General features: G+C 42.6%; 15 protein-coding genes. 12 read left to right on the forward strand and 3 right to left on the reverse strand.

All coding sequences use genetic code 11. From position 1 onward, the window contains the following. Positions 1 to 336: 336 nt before the first annotated feature. Positions 337 to 1,713: a dihydrolipoyl dehydrogenase family protein gene (locus tag V7L12_RS17310; protein WP_335086015.1), complete on the reverse strand. Its 1,377-nt coding sequence runs from the start codon at positions 1,711 to 1,713 to the stop codon at positions 337 to 339. A gap of 271 nt (positions 1,714 to 1,984) precedes the next feature. On the opposite strand from V7L12_RS17310, the gene V7L12_RS17315 reads away from it, so the two are divergent. From V7L12_RS17315 to V7L12_RS17325, 3 genes are all read left to right on the forward strand, one after another. After that, a complete protein-coding gene (locus V7L12_RS17315) occupies positions 1,985 to 2,443 on the forward strand; it encodes a hypothetical protein (RefSeq protein ID WP_335086017.1) in 459 nt (152 codons plus the stop codon). A gap of 126 nt (positions 2,444 to 2,569) precedes the next feature. Continuing rightward, entirely contained in the window at positions 2,570 to 5,221 is a 2,652-nt protein-coding gene (locus V7L12_RS17320; RefSeq protein WP_335086018.1) for an NACHT domain-containing protein, read from the forward strand. Further along, positions 5,184 to 5,492, forward strand: coding sequence for a hypothetical protein (locus tag V7L12_RS17325; protein WP_335086020.1), 309 nt, complete (start codon positions 5,184 to 5,186; stop codon positions 5,490 to 5,492). The genes V7L12_RS17320 and V7L12_RS17325 overlap by 38 nt, the downstream gene beginning before the upstream one ends. A gap of 184 nt (positions 5,493 to 5,676) precedes the next feature. Here the strand turns inward: V7L12_RS17325 and V7L12_RS17330 are convergent, their stop codons facing one another. Then, a complete protein-coding gene (locus V7L12_RS17330) occupies positions 5,677 to 6,798 on the reverse strand; it encodes a carboxylate-amine ligase (RefSeq protein WP_335086022.1) in 1,122 nt (373 codons plus the stop codon). Positions 6,799 to 6,935: 137 nt separating this feature from the next. Here V7L12_RS17330 and V7L12_RS17335 point away from each other — a divergent pair, with 137 nt between their 5' ends. Further along, positions 6,936 to 8,141 carry a PEP-CTERM sorting domain-containing protein gene (locus tag V7L12_RS17335; protein WP_335086024.1) on the forward strand — a complete coding sequence of 402 codons (1,206 nt, stop codon included), beginning with the start codon at positions 6,936 to 6,938 and terminating at the stop codon, positions 8,139 to 8,141. Between the two features lie 133 nt (positions 8,142 to 8,274). Here V7L12_RS17335 and V7L12_RS17340 read toward each other — a convergent pair whose 3' ends face one another. Further along, positions 8,275 to 8,559, reverse strand: a complete 285-nt coding sequence (locus V7L12_RS17340) for a DUF427 domain-containing protein (protein ID WP_335086026.1) — start codon at positions 8,557 to 8,559, stop codon at positions 8,275 to 8,277. A 571-nt stretch (positions 8,560 to 9,130) separates the two neighbouring features. On the opposite strand from V7L12_RS17340, the gene V7L12_RS17345 reads away from it, so the two are divergent. The 8 genes from V7L12_RS17345 to V7L12_RS17380 all read left to right on the forward strand — a co-directional run bounded on the left by V7L12_RS17345 (position 9,131) and on the right by V7L12_RS17380 (position 16,016). Then, complete coding sequence (locus tag V7L12_RS17345; RefSeq protein ID WP_335086027.1) at positions 9,131 to 9,355, forward strand: hypothetical protein; 225 nt, start codon at positions 9,131 to 9,133, stop codon at positions 9,353 to 9,355. A 283-nt stretch (positions 9,356 to 9,638) separates the two neighbouring features. Beyond that, complete coding sequence (locus V7L12_RS17350; RefSeq protein ID WP_335086029.1) at positions 9,639 to 10,040, forward strand: hypothetical protein; 402 nt, start codon at positions 9,639 to 9,641, stop codon at positions 10,038 to 10,040. Between the two features lie 322 nt (positions 10,041 to 10,362). Then, positions 10,363 to 11,592 (forward strand): damage-control phosphatase ARMT1 family protein, encoded by a 1,230-nt coding sequence (locus V7L12_RS17355; protein ID WP_335086031.1) that lies wholly within the window; start codon positions 10,363 to 10,365, stop codon positions 11,590 to 11,592. A gap of 126 nt (positions 11,593 to 11,718) precedes the next feature. Next, a complete protein-coding gene (locus V7L12_RS17360) occupies positions 11,719 to 11,934 on the forward strand; it encodes a hypothetical protein (protein ID WP_334818677.1) in 216 nt (71 codons plus the stop codon). A gap of 7 nt (positions 11,935 to 11,941) precedes the next feature. Then, entirely contained in the window at positions 11,942 to 12,367 is a 426-nt protein-coding gene (locus tag V7L12_RS17365) for a type II toxin-antitoxin system VapC family toxin (RefSeq protein ID WP_335086033.1), read from the forward strand. 261 nt (positions 12,368 to 12,628) lie between these two features. Further along, the gene (locus tag V7L12_RS17370; protein WP_335086035.1) at positions 12,629 to 14,215 is read left to right on the forward strand and encodes a metallophosphoesterase family protein; all 1,587 of its coding nucleotides are present in this window, start codon (positions 12,629 to 12,631) and stop codon (positions 14,213 to 14,215) included. A 370-nt stretch (positions 14,216 to 14,585) separates the two neighbouring features. Next, complete coding sequence (locus V7L12_RS17375; protein ID WP_335086037.1) at positions 14,586 to 15,344, forward strand: YebC/PmpR family DNA-binding transcriptional regulator; 759 nt, start codon at positions 14,586 to 14,588, stop codon at positions 15,342 to 15,344. Positions 15,345 to 15,839: 495 nt separating this feature from the next. After that, on the forward strand, positions 15,840 to 16,016 hold the full coding sequence (locus tag V7L12_RS17380) for a hypothetical protein (RefSeq protein WP_335086039.1): 177 nt from the start codon (positions 15,840 to 15,842) through the stop codon (positions 16,014 to 16,016). The last annotated feature ends 19 nt before the right edge of the window (positions 16,017 to 16,035 follow it).

Here is a 16,035-nt window from a genome sequence, read left to right on the forward strand (position 1 = left end):
GTAGGGCGCGTTACGCCAAAGGTTAACGCACCGCTTGTTTTGACTTCCAGCCTTGGCGACTAGAAGTCGCGGCTACACAGACAAAACCCAATACGCTTGGGTTAAGACTCAAACTCTTTCTAAATGTCAATTTTTTGAACGTAGACGCAAAGCGGTGAAGCAGCGCGGTCTTCTCCCAAAGGGAGAGGCTAGCGCCTTCGCGGAGCGTCTCGTAGAGAAGGGGGTTTCCCCCATAAGCGACTGTTGTTAGCGTAGCGTTAGCGAGGTACGAGCGTCACCCGAAGGGCTTGCCGCAGGCTACCGCAAAGGATGCAAAGGACAATCAATAAAACCTCTTCACATATTCGGACACTCTGGCATGTTATCTCCAAGCAGCAACCGTGCCAGACTGGGTAAAGCTTCACCATAGGTGGGATGGATGTGAACTGATCGCTCTAACAACTGCCAAGTTGCTCCTGCTTCCATCAGGGATAAAAATACATGCACCAGTTCAGCAGTTTCGTACCCCACCAGAGTTGCTCCCAGGATTTTGTCTGTGTCGCTGTCGATCACCATGCGATAAAATCCGAGGTCATGCCCCCACTCGATCGCACGCGCAATTTGGCTCATGGGTAACGTGACAGCACGCGCGTTGATGCCTTGTTTGTGAGCCTGTTCTAACGTCATACCCACTCGCCCCACCTGGGGTTCTGTGTAAACCGCATAGCCAAGGACACGATCGCTCCGTGTCCGGTTTTCTCCACACAAAATTGCTTTTAAGCGGCGATAGTCCTCCCAGGAGACGTGCGTAAAGGCAGGCTGTTTGGCAGCATCCCCGATTGCATAAACTCCAGAACAGGTAGTATGGAACTGCTCATCAATTTTGATAAACCCTCGATCGTCTAGCTCAATTTTGCTGGCGGCTGCATTTAATCGGCTTGTATTGGGTTTGCGTCCAGTCACAACCAGCAACGCTTCTCCCTGGAGTTGTTCGCCACTGCTCAGGGTCAGGCTAAACACATTACTCTCGTGGGCGACGTGATTCACATTAACTCCAAAGTGCAGCCCAATGCCATCCTGTTTTAATGCTTCTGCTAAGACCTTGCTGACATCAGCCTCTTCCCGATCGAGGACGCGATCGCCCCGCACAATTAAGTGGGTCTGACTGCCCAAACGCGCTAATCCTTGTCCCAATTCCAAGCCAATATAGCCGCCTCCAATCACCAATAAACGGGCTGGTAAGGTGTTCAAGTCAAAGAAGTTGCGGTTGGTCAGGTAGGGAGTTCCTGCAAGTCCGGGAATGTCAGGAATCAGCGATGACGTGCCTGTGTTAATGATTACCAGAGGAGCCTGAAGGGTAACATCCCCACCTTTGACCGTCCGTTCACCCACAAAAGAAGCTTCGGCACAAATGACTTTGACACCCGCAGTCTCCAATCGCTTGCGAATCCCCTGATTAAAGCTGCTGCGGATTCCCCGAACTCGCTCCATGACTGCGGGAAAATCCACTTCAACCTGCGTGTGGATGCCTAACTTATTGCCCTGGCGCGCCCGCCCTGCTGCATGAGCCGCTGCTAAGAACGCTTTGGACGGAGTGCAGCCATAGTTGATGCAACTGCCGCCTAAAGCATCCCGCTCAAACAAGACAACCTTACGCCCCTCATTGGCAAAATCAGCCGCCAGTGGAATGCCTCCTTGACCACTGCCGATCACAATGACATCTGCTGTTTCCATCAGTGCTAAACTCCTTATAAATTCTGACTTCTGACTCCTGGGTGCTGAATTCTTACGAGTTGATGATAGTCTGATTGATCATTCGAGGATTTCTTGGGTTCCAATTAGGTGTTCTTATTCTTCAACGCTGATTCTAGTCAAACCACTCAAATTATTTGAGTTAAAATTCAACTTATCAGGTTGTGCGTGGTATTCGTGATATTCTCTGTGAAAAATTGCAAAAGGTATTGAGCCGAGAAATTTCTATATCAATTCAATTTGTAGTGAATTTATGGTAACTGTGACACTGACGGCTGTTGCTACTGCGATCGCTACTACGCTTTGGACTAAAGCACAGGAGAAAATTGGCGAAAACATTGGTGATGCTACATGGACGCTAGGTGGTAAGTTAATCGGATTACTCCGCCAGAAGAATAAATCGCCATTACTCACCAGTGCTGTAGAGGGAAATGAACCGCAGCGTTTAGATTATGGTCAAGCAGTGCTGGAACTCAAAGCAGCAGCAGAACAAGATCCAGAAATTGCTCAAGCTGTTGTAGAAGTGGAAGCAGCAGTTAACAATGACCAGTCTGAGAGTGCTAAGGAAATTCAAAAATTAGCAGATGAAATCAAGTCACAGCCCTCAATTATTAACAAGTTTGCAAAATTAGCAGAGGAAATAAAAGCTGAGAAAGGTGCAATGGTTGCCCAACAAATCAATATTGAGCAACAGACCAATACTTACAACTGACTGAAGTCGTCTCAAGGGGAGGATGGGACAAAGTTAACTCCCGATGACTGGCGCGAAATCTGCTGTGAAATAGCAGAACGGCGAAAGCTGACTACAAATCCTCTGACATCAACTGAAGGAGTCGCCTTGCAAGTTGATGATGTTTACGTACCACTGGGATTAGTTGAGCGCAAAAAACCATCCAAGCCTCAGGGTGATATTTCTCCAGAACAGGGGTCAGAACTGTACAAGGAGACAGAAATCACCAAAACATTTGAGCATGATGCTTTTCTTGAACAAGTTCTCAAACAGAAGAATACGCCTAAAAGTCAAGGTAAGCGAATTGCGATTATTGGCGAACCAGGCGCGGGAAAGACAACACTATTACAGCAGATTGCTGATTGGGTATCTCGTGATATTCACCAGTCCATTGTCATTTGGGTATCTTTAGCAGATTTGCGACACAAGGAATTAAAATCTTATCTGTTCGAGAGTTGGTTAACTCAGGTTGCCGAAAAAACAGGTAAAGCTGAACCCACTGAGCAACTGAAGAATGATTTTGTTGCTCTGTTTAATCAAAATAATGTCTGGTTGCTGCTAGATGGGTTAGATGAAATGTCCGCATCTTCAGGTAATCCTCTCACAGAAATTGCACGACAATTCCGTGAAGCAGGGTTAATTTCTCAAGCGCGAATTGTGCTGACTTGTCGGGTTAATCTGTGGGATGGCAATATGAATGCACTTGATGATTTTGATACCTATCGCACTTTAGATTTTTCTTATCCAGAACAAGTAGAGACATTTATTGATAAATGGTTCAATAAAATTGAAATTCCCGAAACAGGGAAGCGGTTATGCTTGACGTTGAAAGAATCAGATAATAAACGAATTCAGGATTTAATAAAAAATCCTCTGCGGTTAACGCTGCTATGCTTGAATGGGCAATGGGGAGAAGGGAAGTTACCGGATACTCAAGCTGGACTCTATAAGCAATTTGTTGATGATTTCTACAAGTGGAAGCAAGACGAATTTGCTACAACATCTGATGATCAGCGTCAGGAACTCAATGTCAAACTAGGGGAGTTAGCTAAAAAGGCAATAGACGAAAAAGCAACCCGTTTTCGCTTGCGGGAGGATTTAGTTAATTCTGTCTTTAAGGAAGAGAAAGATAAGGTGCTGCTGAAATTGGCACTAAATCGCGGCTGGCTGAATTGTATAGGTAAAGATGAACAGAGAAAACCTGTTTACGCTTTCTTTCATGCTTCATTTCAAGAGTACTTTGCTGCTATAGCAATTGATGACTGGCATTTTTTTCTTAACCACGTTCCTAAAAATCCCAGTCAAGGAACTTATCGCATCTTTGAACCGCAATGGAAGCAAACAATATTACTTTGGTTAGGGCGACCAGAAGAAAGGCTAAAACAGCAAAAGCAACAGTTTATCAATTCTTTAGTCAACTTTAAAGATGGATGTTCTCTAAGAATTTATGAAGATCGCGCCTATTTTCTAGCAGCCGCAGGAATTGCCGAGTATAGAGATGATTTTACAACTGATGAAAAAATAGTAGCGCAAATTGTCAAGTGTGGCTTCAGCATCAAAAAACTGAAGTGGGTAAAGTTTGTTGATCAAATTGCAAAGGAAGCTAAGTCAGTACTGCAACAGACAGACCGTACAAAAGCGATTGCCGCCTTAGTGGAACTGCTGCAATCAACTACTGTGGATAACTCCACCCGTTGGCAGGCAGCATATAGTTTAGGGAAAATCGACCCTGGCAATGAAATTGCGATCGCCGCCTTGGTGCAACTGGTGCAATTAACAACTGTGGATGACAACAACCGTTGGCGGACAGCATATAGTTTAGGGGAAATCGGCACTGGCAATGAATTTGCGATCGCCGCCTTAGTGGAACTGCTGCAATCAACTACTGTGGATGACTTTACCCGTTGGCTGGCAGCATATAGTTTAGGGAAAATCGACCCTGGCAATGAAATTGCGATCGCCGCCTTGGTGGAACTGCTGCAATTAACAACTGTGGATGACGACAACCGTTGGCGGCCAGCATATAGTTTAGGGGAAATCGGCACTGGCAATGAATTTGCGATCGCCGCCTTAGTGGAACTGCTGCAATCAACTACTGTGGATGACTTTACCCGTTGGCTGGCAGCATATAGTTTAGGGAAAATCGACCCTGGCAATGAAATTGCGATCGCCGCCTTGGTGGAACTGCTGCAATCAAAGGATGTGAAAGACCGCACCCGTAGGCCGGCAGCATATAGTTTAGGGAAAATCGGCACTGGCAATGAAATTGCGATCGCAGCCTTGGTGCGACTGTTGCAATCAAAGGATGTGGATGATAACACCCGTTGGCAGGCAGCATCTAGCTTAGGGGAAATCGGCACTAGCAATAAAATTGCGATCGCTGCTTTGGTGCAACTGCTGCAATCAAAGGATGTGAAAGACCGCATCCGTACGCAGGCAGCATCAAGCTTAGGGAAAATCGATCCTGGCAATGAAATTGCGATTGCTGCCTTGGTGCAACTGCTGCAATCAAAGGATGTGAATAACTACACCCGTTGTCTGGCAGCATCAAGCTTAGGGGATATTCTACAGAATAATAAACATCGCTTTGAGGTAGTCAACACTTTAAGTAGTTATTGGCAATCAAAAAATAATGAATACAACGATTTAGCCTGGAAGTGCGCCCAGAATATGCCTTACCCCGATTTCTATCGAGCTTGGCATCAGAATAATCTTGTTACTCGTGCGATGCGAAGCTTGGCGAAAATCCTCTTTACATGAATTTGAGCAATTTTGTAGCAGCAACGTTACAAATGAAGTTCCCGTAGTAACAACAGCTTGTCCATTTGTTACTAACACAGAAGCGGACGTTAAGAATAAAGTTATTGTCGTTACCACAGCTTGTCCGTTTGTTACCAACACAACCTGTTTGGTTACGAATGCTTATCCATTTGTGGCAAACGCTTATGCGATCGTTAACAACACAACCTGTTTGGTTACGAATGCTTATCCATTTGTGGCAAACGCTTATGCGATCGTTACCACAACTTAAGCAAAACTTATCAATACAAGTTTTATACTATTAACAGCACAACTTCAGATTCACGAGAATAAAAGCAATTGAAGTCAAAGGAACTGTGAACAAATTGGGTCAAATTTCTTTAGACTAGTGATTAGCCGCATTTTATCTCAAACATCATTTTGTGTGGATGGCTAGGACTGCAATATCCAAATCTTTATACTAAAGCTATCCCTTTTGCTGTTTCTTGGACGATTAAATCGACGACATCTGAAAAACGCCCCGTTTGTTTGTAAATTTCGCGTTGTCGTGTTGCACCATTTCCAAACTCCATCGTTCTATGTACAAGAGACGAGACTTCATCCCATTCTCCGTACTCCTCAAGCGATGGACGCACGAAACTGAGAAAGCTCTCAACCATCTCCCGTGCCGGAACAGCTTTTATAGCGCTAATGTCAATTAAATCCTCATCTAATCCATAACGTGCGGCACGCCAGTGAGCAGCACGTATAAGTTCGTGACGCACTGGGTGAAACGGTTTATCAGTTATGACTTCTTCGTAGCAAGTTCGCACCAAAGCACGTACAAGCCCTGCTACCATTACTGCTTCGTCTACTGTCTGGCAGACATCCGTGACTCGAAACTCTATTGTTGGAAAGCGCTCAGACAAACGCACATCCCAATAAATCTTCGTCGCCTCCGCGACACTTTTTGTCTCTACTAAAATTTGTACAAGCGCTTCGTAATCGGTTAAGGACTCGAAAATCAGTGGTATTCCAGATATAGGCCATCGGCTCCAAATTTCGGTACGATAGCTTGCATACCCTGTATCCGTACCTAACCAAAAAGGTGAAGATGCTGCCAGTGCCAAAAGTGGGGAAAGCCATACACGAGTCCGGTTCATCACCTGGATGGCAGTAGAGCGATCGCTAATTCCCACATGCACATGACAGCCAAAGATGACTAGTTCACGGGTGAGTTGTTGATAATCTCGCATCAAATCTTGATAACGTTCTTTGGGCGTGATCTGCTGTTCATCCCAATGTGAGAACGGGTGCGTCCCAGCAGCAGCAATTTGCTTACCGTCCTTAGCCGCCGCCGCAATCACTTCGTAGCGCAAACGAACAAGCTCAGAGCGTACATCTGCAAGTGTTCTACAGATGGGCGTACCAATTTCTATCTGCGATTGCTGGGCTTCTGGCTGCACCTCTGAACCAATTGCTTTCTGGGCTTTTGGAAGAATATGCTCCACACGCGAACTTAGTTCTCGCGTCGTGGGATCGATAATTTGATATTCTTCTTCGACACCAATAGTAAATTCTTCAGTCTGGGATGGCATAAATTTGGATGGTCAAGCGTTTGTTTAATCAATCAACACCAGCACCCCTAGATTATACTTATATTTTATTTTGTTAGACGTTATAAACTTGAACATCATTCAATATACTTGCTTGCTCTAAATCTGAGGAGTTTTAAGTGATAAAAAACAATAGAAAAAAGGCTGTTGCTCAAGCTATTTCCACAGCTGTTGCTCTGGGCTGGGTGATAATGCAAGTGGAATCAGCCCAAGCTGCTACTTTGACGGTTAACAATCTTGATGATAGTGGCTTTGGCTCATTGCGAGATGCTATCAACACTGCAACTAGCAATGACGTGGTAGAGTTCCTATTGGGTAGTAATCCCAGTACAATTACCCTGACAAGTGGGGCACTTGCGATGCCTGCGGCGGGCTACGCCTACGCTAAAAATCTCACTATTAATGGCCCAGGTGCTAACTTACTTACCATCAGTAGCAATAATCAATTCCCCGTGTTTAACATTAGCGCCGCCGATGTTACACTTTCTGGGCTAGCGATCGCTGGTAATATCAATGCTTACAATTCTAAGAACCTAACCTTTACCAATAGCACTGTTAGCGGCGACAATTTTAAGATAGATAGTAACTTAAGACTTATCAATACCACTATCAGCAGCAATAATAATATTGAGATTAATGCTAGTGATGTGGTGACGCTCACCGATCATAGTCACTTAGTTAGCAGCAACAATACTGAGATTAATACTAGTAAACTGATTGTCCAAGATTATAGTAGCATCGGGACTTCTAACGGCATCATCATCAACAGCGGCACTTTAAATATCTCTACTGCTAATCTTGGTTTAAATAATAACGTGGAAATTAAGGCTGGTAATATTAATTCAGGATCAGCAGGCAACATAACTATCAACTCTGGTACTTTGATATTGAAACCTGGTGCTATTATATCGAAACCAGTACCCGAACCAAGTGCGATCGCTGCTGGTAGCAATCATTCAGGAGTAGGAGGTAACATAACTATTACAACCAATACTCTTACAGTGAGACCCGATGCTTTGATATTGAAACCAGTACCCCAACCAAGCGCGATCGCTTCTGGTAGCAATCATTCAGGAGCAGGAGGTAACATAACTCTTACAATCCCTGACCTTGTTATATTGAAACCAGTACGCAAACCAAGTGCGATCGCTGATGATAGCAATAATTCAGGACTAGGAGGTAACATAACTATCTCAGCCCCTAATGGTTTTATCATATCGAAACCAGTACCCGAACCAAGTGCGATCGCTGGTACTATACTTGCTGGTAGTCTGGCTTGGCTGGCGAAGAGAAAGCAAGCAGCATTTCGCAAGCCGAAGGTATAATTACGTATTCAAATAAATTCGTAAATAAAATAGTTTAAATACTTAGCCCGCGTGCGCGGGCTAAGTATTTTATGGGCAATTAGTCGAATGTAATATCAATTACCTGCAACTAAAATACTTCCAGGAACCTTTATTAAGCCTCGACTTTTACACCCTTCCAGAAGGCGACATAACCTTCAATATTCTTAGCCTTCTCCTTGCTGCTGGGATAATACCAAGCAGCATCTTTGTTGACTTGCCCATCAACTTCTATACTGTAGTAGCTAGCGACACCTTTCCAAGGACAAGTAGTGTGAGTGTTGGTTTCAGTAAAGTACTGTTTGTTAATGGTGTCAACAGGGAAATAATGGTTGCCCTCCACAACTACGGTATTATCACTCTCGGCTAAAACAGCTCCATTCCAAATTGCTTTTGGCATAAATGACTTTGTAAATAAACTATACATATAACATTTTGACACTATCAGCTTATTTGTAGTGAATTTATGGAACCCGTGACGCTGCCAAAATAGTCCATAAGTCACGAAGAGGCAATGAGTTGGAAGATTTCCCTCCAGATATTAATTGCAATCACTTTTATTTATCAATTTGAAAATCAAAAGCATTTGCTTCCATCATCAAGATTTTCTAACATATTGGTATGCAAAGTTAATTAGCCAAAACAAAGTTAGATTTCGGTTGATAGCCTTAAGCAAAAAATCTTTAGAGATGTGAATAGGCGATGCCTGCGGCGAGCTACGCTAATGCATCTTCTAGAAATACTTGTCGGCTAAGGATTTTATTTAGCATATCTTTGCCTCTTTCAAGTTATTACTTAACTTTCTCCTAATTCCCCATTTTTCCAATTTGGGTAAATTTAACTCACCAGTTCGGGTAATTAACAAATCAACCCATCTGGTAAACTTCCGAAAAAAGATTGAGATGAATCAAACAGTGAACTCTATTACTAGAGAATACTGATTGCACTTTGTTCTAGTTGAGGATAACTCTATGAAATTCACAAACTCGCTAACTTCTGCACATATTATTGCTTGGATTAATTCTATGCTTAAAATCACTTGCTTTCATTCATCCAAGAATCACAATAGCCCATCAATAAACACAGCCGTCAACTTTGACACTTTCCCTAGCTATTCCACTAATGCCAATCACCTGAAATCCTTTGATACTGCTTTTATTGCCTATAAGATGATGGGTTTTGGGAATTTTGAATGATCTAAGTTAGTTCTGTGCTTTTAAGGTGTAGCTTAGATCATTTTATCAATTACAACTTTGTCACAGTTCATAATAAATTTATTTTCACAATACTTCATTATTAACATGTATTAATTCTATTAATATCTTGTTTTTTCAAGATTTTTGAAAATCATTTGGCTCCAAAATGTGTGTGAGTAATGAATCAACAAATATGATGGACTAATGGCAAGAGTTTGAGATTGATGAAAATTAAGACTCTATTACTAAAAAATACTAATTTATCTCTACTGAGGATAAAAACATGAAACTCACAACCTTGTTTAATTCTGCACTTATCATTACTTCTATTGCTTTTATCCCTGGAATTGCTGGCGCTCAAACAGCTAATACTAACAATAGTGGTAGACAAATAAATACAGATGTCAACTCTAATACTTTACGTAAAAATCCCACAGATGCCAAATATCTGCAACCCTTTAATCTTGCCTTTCTAGCTTATCAAGGTTATTTAAAAGACCAGGGTATTCCTAGTGGGGGCACTTTGTTATTCAAATATCAAACCGGATACTTGACTGCGAAAGATGTGGTTCAAGCTGCTATCAGGGCTAATAAGTTACCAGCGCAAGTTTTGAACGATCGAAGTTACGTCAACGCAGTCGAGTTACAGATGAGATCCTTTGGCGATACTAATGATTCACTCTAGACAATTTAGGAGTACTGGAATCAATCTCCGCATCTCCCTATAATTTTAGTATTTCTCTAATAAAAGCTTTACTTCTACATCAAATTCCCAATCTTTCATGGCTTCCACAACAACGAAAAGCACCACTCCCAATACTGTTTGGTTAAAACAAGAGACGCGATGAATCGCCGTCTCTACAATAATCAGTCTTTTTTTCTGACTTTCTTAAATGCTTTGTTTGCAGCATTGGTGGATTTATCCCACTTTTGAGTTAATTAGGTTTGAAATCAAGTCGCATACAGGGTTAGAATAACTAAAAAGATCAGGAAAATCAAAGTTTGTAGTGAATATACCCCACATCCCCAGATTACCCATACCACCGTCTCTTTTGGGGTCAGAAGTCGGTTCTTTTACTGAGTTTACAGTTACTCAACGAATGCCTGCGATCGCTCGCAAAGTTATCGCTGAAAATAATTTTTCGTCTGAAATTAATACCAGCTTAGAAAACCTGGCTACAGAATTGCCAGCAGGATATGTGCAACCTCTTTTAAATAAGACTGCTGTAGATTTTTTAGCCTGGAATACATATTTAGAATTCTACAAAGGTCAGCGTTGGGTTGATGTTCCTTGGTTTTTTGCTGAAACTTATTTTTTTCGGTTAATTCTAGAAATTACTAATTATTTTCGCCCTGGTGCCTGGCAAGGTGTCGATCCATTTGAGTTACAAAAGTCTCAAAGTTTAGAAGCATCTCTGGATTCGATTATTCTACTGTGCGGTCAGGCTAACAATTGGTTAGATAATTCACAACTGAAGGGAGAATCAAATCAAACAGCTTTAATAGCACTGTTATATTTTGCTTTGTGGGGAAATCGAGTTGACTTAAGTTTATGGTCAGCGTCTGAGAGCGATCGCAGTCGTTTTGATATTCAAACCCAACTAGCTCACATCATAGTAAATAATGCCTCCCAAGTCACGGAATTGTTAATCAACTCTCAAGGAGGACGGATTGATTTTGTTGTAGACAATGCTGGTTTTGAACTTGTTTGTGATTTATGTTTAGTTGATTTTTTGTTAAGTAGCGGACTAGCTGATCGGGTTTACCTACACTTAAAGCCACATCCAACTTTTGTATCTGATGCCATGATTAAGGATGTACATTACACAACAAGTTTTTTAGCTGCTAGTGGAAATCAACAAGTTACATCCTTTACTAAAAGATTGGAGGACAATATTGCATCAGGGCGTTTAGTACTATCTGAAGATTACTTTTGGACATCGCCTTTAGCTTTTTGGGAAATACCCAACTACCTCAAAAATGAGTTAGCGAATGCGAGTTTGGTTATAGTCAAAGGAGATGCCAATTATCGCAGATTATTAGGCGATTGCCACTGGGAACTTACCACCGACATTGCAGATATAGTCTGCTACCTACCCGTGCCAATGGTAGCTCTACGCACCCTAAAGTCAGAAGTAGCAGTTGGTTTAAAACCAGAAGTTATTGAGAAAGTAGCAAAATCTGACTCTTCTTGGTTAACAAATGGACAGTGGGGTGTAATTCAGTTGGTGGTTTAGGCAATTTTGAAACATCGAGATAATTTGTAAAATAAGTATACGTATCTTCACTACTTATCGGGTCGTCTACCCTATCGGTATCACCACAACCAGCTTAGGATAGACTAGAAGAACTTTCTAAGGAAAATGATACAAAAAATCACAGCTGTGTTTAATGGCAAAGTGTTCTATCCAGCTGAAGCGATCGCACTGCCAATTAATACCCGCGTGCGAATCAGTATTGAAATTTTACCGCCAAGCGAACATGAAACGGTATCATTTCTGCAAACGGCGCGATCGCTCAACCTCGAAGGGCCACCTGACTGGTCTGCCAATATAGATAAATATTTATACAGTAAGTAAACTTTTCATGCATTCTGAAGTCTTTCTTGATACATCATTTGCCATTGCCTTATCTGCACCGAGCGATCGCTTGCATGACCGAGCTTTACATTTGGCTAAAATGTTACAAGCAGCAGAAACTCGTTTGGTGACGACACAGGCGGTGATGTTGGAAATTGGCAATGCCTTATCCCAACAACCTTATCGTCAGGCGGCAATCATATTATTAAATTCTCTAGTAGCAGACTCCAAAGTAGAAATTGTCCCCCTTTCCCAAGAACTCTACGAACGTGCTTTCCAGCTATATCGCGAACGAACAGAGAAAGAATGGGGGTTTGTCAATTGCGTATCTTTTATTGTGATGCAATATAGCGGAATCACTGAAGCACTGACTGCCGATGAGCATTTTCAACAAGCAGGCTTTCGAGCATTACTGCGAGAAAATTTGCCGTAAGGATTTGGGAATTGGGCATGAGACATTAGACTTCTTGCATGAATCCTTGCCCTCACCCTAAATCCCTCTCCCAAGCTTGGGAGAGGGACTTTGAAATTGTCTCCCCTTCTCCCAATTTTGGGAGAAGGGGTTGGGGGATGAGGGCTAGTTTTGCATTCGTGCAAGAGGTCTATTAGCAAATGACAAATGACAAATGACAATTAAATCCTTATTATTTCGTTACAATCGGCGTGTGCATTAGGCATTCAAGAGTTATCAGCCATGAAATTGATTTCCGATCCACCGATTCCTGTGAAAATTCAAAAGATGAAGGAACGGGTGCGGTGGATGCATCCAAGTTTTGTGCAACGGGGAATTGACCAAACTAGTATAGTTATTGACGATCGCAGGCAGGATAATCCAGAATTTTCCTTTATGGTTATTGGTGATTCCGGCACTAAATCCCATTCTCGACACCACCCCCAACGAAAAGTTGCCGAACTGATGCTGACTCACCGCGATGATTGCAGCTTTGTGTTGCACACTGGCGATGTAATCTATGTGGTGGGTTCCCAAGAATATTATTCAACAAACTTTATTGAGCCTTACCGGGAATTTCTTGTCGGTGGTGACAACCCGAAAGGCATTCCTTATGACCGCATGGTGTTTAATCTACCGTTCTTGCCAGTACTTGGTAATCATGATTACTACGATGTACCGTTGATGTACCGTTTATTGACTGGCACAACATCGTCACTGCGTCGCCTGTTCCGCTATAAAGATATCGAGATTGGCTGGCATGGCTCGTATCAAGGTAATGCTTATGCACGGGCATTTATGGACTACACTCAAGTGATGTCTCCACAAGAGTTAGAAGGTCATTTAGATCGGCACTACACTGCAAAGACCGACACAGGGCGCTGTTTGCGTTATGAACCTGGACAGTTTACCCGTTTACCCAATCGTTATTACACCTTTCGTTACGGTGGGATTGACTTTTTTGCACTGGATTCTAATACCTTTAATACGCCCTCACCTTTACCTGCAACTCAAGAGGGAGAAATTTACCGCCGGGAATTACAAAAGCGTCGCCATGAGATCGATCGAGAAGAATTGCAGATTTTGAAAATATACGATGCCTACGGCGGCAAGCTACGCCTCAACCCAGATAAACCCACCGAAGCGGAACAACTTGATGACCTTAGTGCCAAATTAGACCAAATAAACGAAATCAAAATTGACATTGAAAAACAACTAGCATCTCATCAAATGCCTGCGATCGACTTTGAACAACTTGAATGGTTGCGAAGCAGACTAATTGAATCTTGGAACACCACCGAAGTGCGCGGACGTGTAATCTTTTTCCACCATCCCCCCTACGTTACAGAAGCTACCAAGTGGAATCAGGCACAAACCTTGGCGGTTCGCCACCGCTTGCGCTGGGTGTTTGAACAAGTGGCAGAAACTCTTGGTTCCCTAATTAAAGAACGTCCCATAGTCGATTTGATTTTAAATGGTCACGCTCACTGTTTAGAGCATCTTTGCACAACTGATACCGGATTTGCAGACTCGCAGATTAACTGCATTATCTCTGGTGGTAGCGGTCATCGTCCCCGCTATCAACGGCGAGAAGGGACTGAATTGATGGAAACTTTTGCTGAGATTGCAGGTAAACCCACTCGGAAAGTTGCGGATTCAATGCTATTTGTGGGTCGTCATAACTACAATTTCCAGAACCGACTGCCTTATTCATGTGTGCGGATTGATGTTCTCGATGGTATGCCGCCCAAGTTTATCATCAGACCGTTGATTACTGAACGGCTTGAACAAGAGTGGCATAACACGGAACTTGAACCTTTTGTGATCTAAACGGGATGCGAAGTAATTGAACTACACCATTCCTGATCTCATATCATGTCCGCTTGATTACTTATCAAACCCGAATCACCCCACCCCGCCAAAGCTACACTTTGTCTCCCCTCCCCGCTTGCGGGGAGGGGATTAAGGGGAGCCAGCGCGGTCTTGGGGGTTTCCCCCATGAGCGACTGGCGTGTGGGGTGCAATGACTGTGGGAATCATAACTAATTATGCGGACATGATATCACTTGAAAATCAAATCTCAGTGCTGCTAGCTTGCTTTGAGTGATTATCTTGGCGAACTTTTACCAAATACACCTTTGCATTCAGACAAAAGCTAGGTATATCCTAATCTTGAATAGAATTATGATAATCTCAAATTATGGCAGGACATAGTAAATGGGCAAATATTAAGCGCCAAAAAGCGGTAGTAGATGCAAAAAGGGGAAAAACCTTTACTCAGTTATCCAGGGCGATTATCGTTGCGGCTAGAAGCGGCGTACCAGATCCGGCGCTGAATTTTCAACTTCGCACGGCAATTGACAAGGCAAAGGCAGCGAGTATCCCCAATGATAATATTGAACGAGCGATCGCTAAAGGTGCAGGCACTTTTGGCGGCGATAATGCTACCTTTGAAGCGATTCGCTACGAAGGCTATGGCCCTTGTGGTGTAGCGATTTTAATCGAAGCCCTCACAGATAATCGCAATCGCACTGCTGCTGACTTGCGTGTAGCTTTTAGTAAAAATGGTGGCAATCTTGGTGAAACAGGTTGCGTTAGCTGGATGTTTGAACAAAAAGGCGTTTGTGTAGTGCCGGGTGTACTTGACGAAGAACAGCTTTTAGAAGCATCCCTCGAAGGCGGTGCCGAGTCTTATGAGATGACTGAAGATGAAATGGCTGAGGTATTTACTGATATTGGAAATTTAGAAAACCTTAGTCAGACGCTCAAAAATCAAGGCTTTAAGGTAGCTGATGCCGAATTGCGCTGGATTCCTAGTAATAGTGTAGAAGTTACCGATCCCGATCAGGCGCGATCGCTTTTCAAGTTAATTGATACTCTAGAAGGCTTGGATGACGTGCAAAATGTCACAGCTAACTTTGACGTAGCAGAAGAATTGATGGATCTCAGCATTTCCTAATCAAAATTAACCCAGGTATCATAGCCAAATTACAGTTATTTGGATGATGTCCAAATTGTTACATTTAAGAATGAAATGCCAGCAAGTATTTTTTAGCTAAGTATTCCACGTAAGCTCCAATACGATTCGGTTAAGGTTTTTTGATGAAAATTCTAGATCGCAAAGATGCGATAACCATTAGACTTCTTGCATGAATCAATGAGCTTTCACCCTAAATCCCTCTCCCAAGCTTGGGAGAGGGACTTTGAATTTGGCTCCCCTTCTGCCAAAATTGGGAGAAGGGGTTGGGGGATGAGGGCGAATTTTGCATTTGTGCAAGAGGTCTATTGTATAGATGGCGATTCATCGCGTCTCTTGCCTTAACCGAACAGTATTGACGTAAGTCCTATATTTGACGAATGTAAAAATAGACATGAAAGATTCATCTCAATTACAAACTTATGACATACGTCTATTGGATAGTTAAATTGTTGATTACCTGATGAGGATTTTCCAGTGAATAAGTTCGCTAAAGCTTTACTTTTGGCTCTAATTTTTGCTGCACCCTTAACCGCTTTTGCATCTCAAGCTCAAGCTAAAACTATCCATCATACTAGAGTAAAATCTGCTAAAGTTCATCACATTAAACATCACAGGCATCATCCTAAAAACCTAGTTCATAAACATTTATAAATAGTTACTATTAGTCATA

The organism is Nostoc sp., assembly GCF_036918245.1.
Taxonomy (GTDB): domain Bacteria; phylum Cyanobacteriota; class Cyanobacteriia; order Cyanobacteriales; family Nostocaceae; genus Nostoc.

Coding starts and splice junctions, on each gene's coding strand:
- V7L12_RS17370 (WP_335086035.1), top strand. CDS start 12,629: ATGAAATTGATTTCCGATCCACCGATTCCTGTGAAAATTCAAAAGATG.
- V7L12_RS17365 (WP_335086033.1), top strand. CDS start 11,942: ATGCATTCTGAAGTCTTTCTTGATACATCATTTGCCATTGCCTTATCT.
- V7L12_RS17310 (WP_335086015.1), bottom strand. CDS start 1,713: ATGGAAACAGCAGATGTCATTGTGATCGGCAGTGGTCAAGGAGGCATT.
- V7L12_RS17375 (WP_335086037.1), top strand. CDS start 14,586: ATGGCAGGACATAGTAAATGGGCAAATATTAAGCGCCAAAAAGCGGTA.
- V7L12_RS17340 (WP_335086026.1), bottom strand. CDS start 8,559: ATGCCAAAAGCAATTTGGAATGGAGCTGTTTTAGCCGAGAGTGATAAT.
- V7L12_RS17345 (WP_335086027.1), top strand. CDS start 9,131: ATGAAATTCACAAACTCGCTAACTTCTGCACATATTATTGCTTGGATT.
- V7L12_RS17315 (WP_335086017.1), top strand. CDS start 1,985: ATGGTAACTGTGACACTGACGGCTGTTGCTACTGCGATCGCTACTACG.
- V7L12_RS17350 (WP_335086029.1), top strand. CDS start 9,639: ATGAAACTCACAACCTTGTTTAATTCTGCACTTATCATTACTTCTATT.
- V7L12_RS17330 (WP_335086022.1), bottom strand. CDS start 6,798: ATGCCATCCCAGACTGAAGAATTTACTATTGGTGTCGAAGAAGAATAT.
- V7L12_RS17360 (WP_334818677.1), top strand. CDS start 11,719: ATGATACAAAAAATCACAGCTGTGTTTAATGGCAAAGTGTTCTATCCA.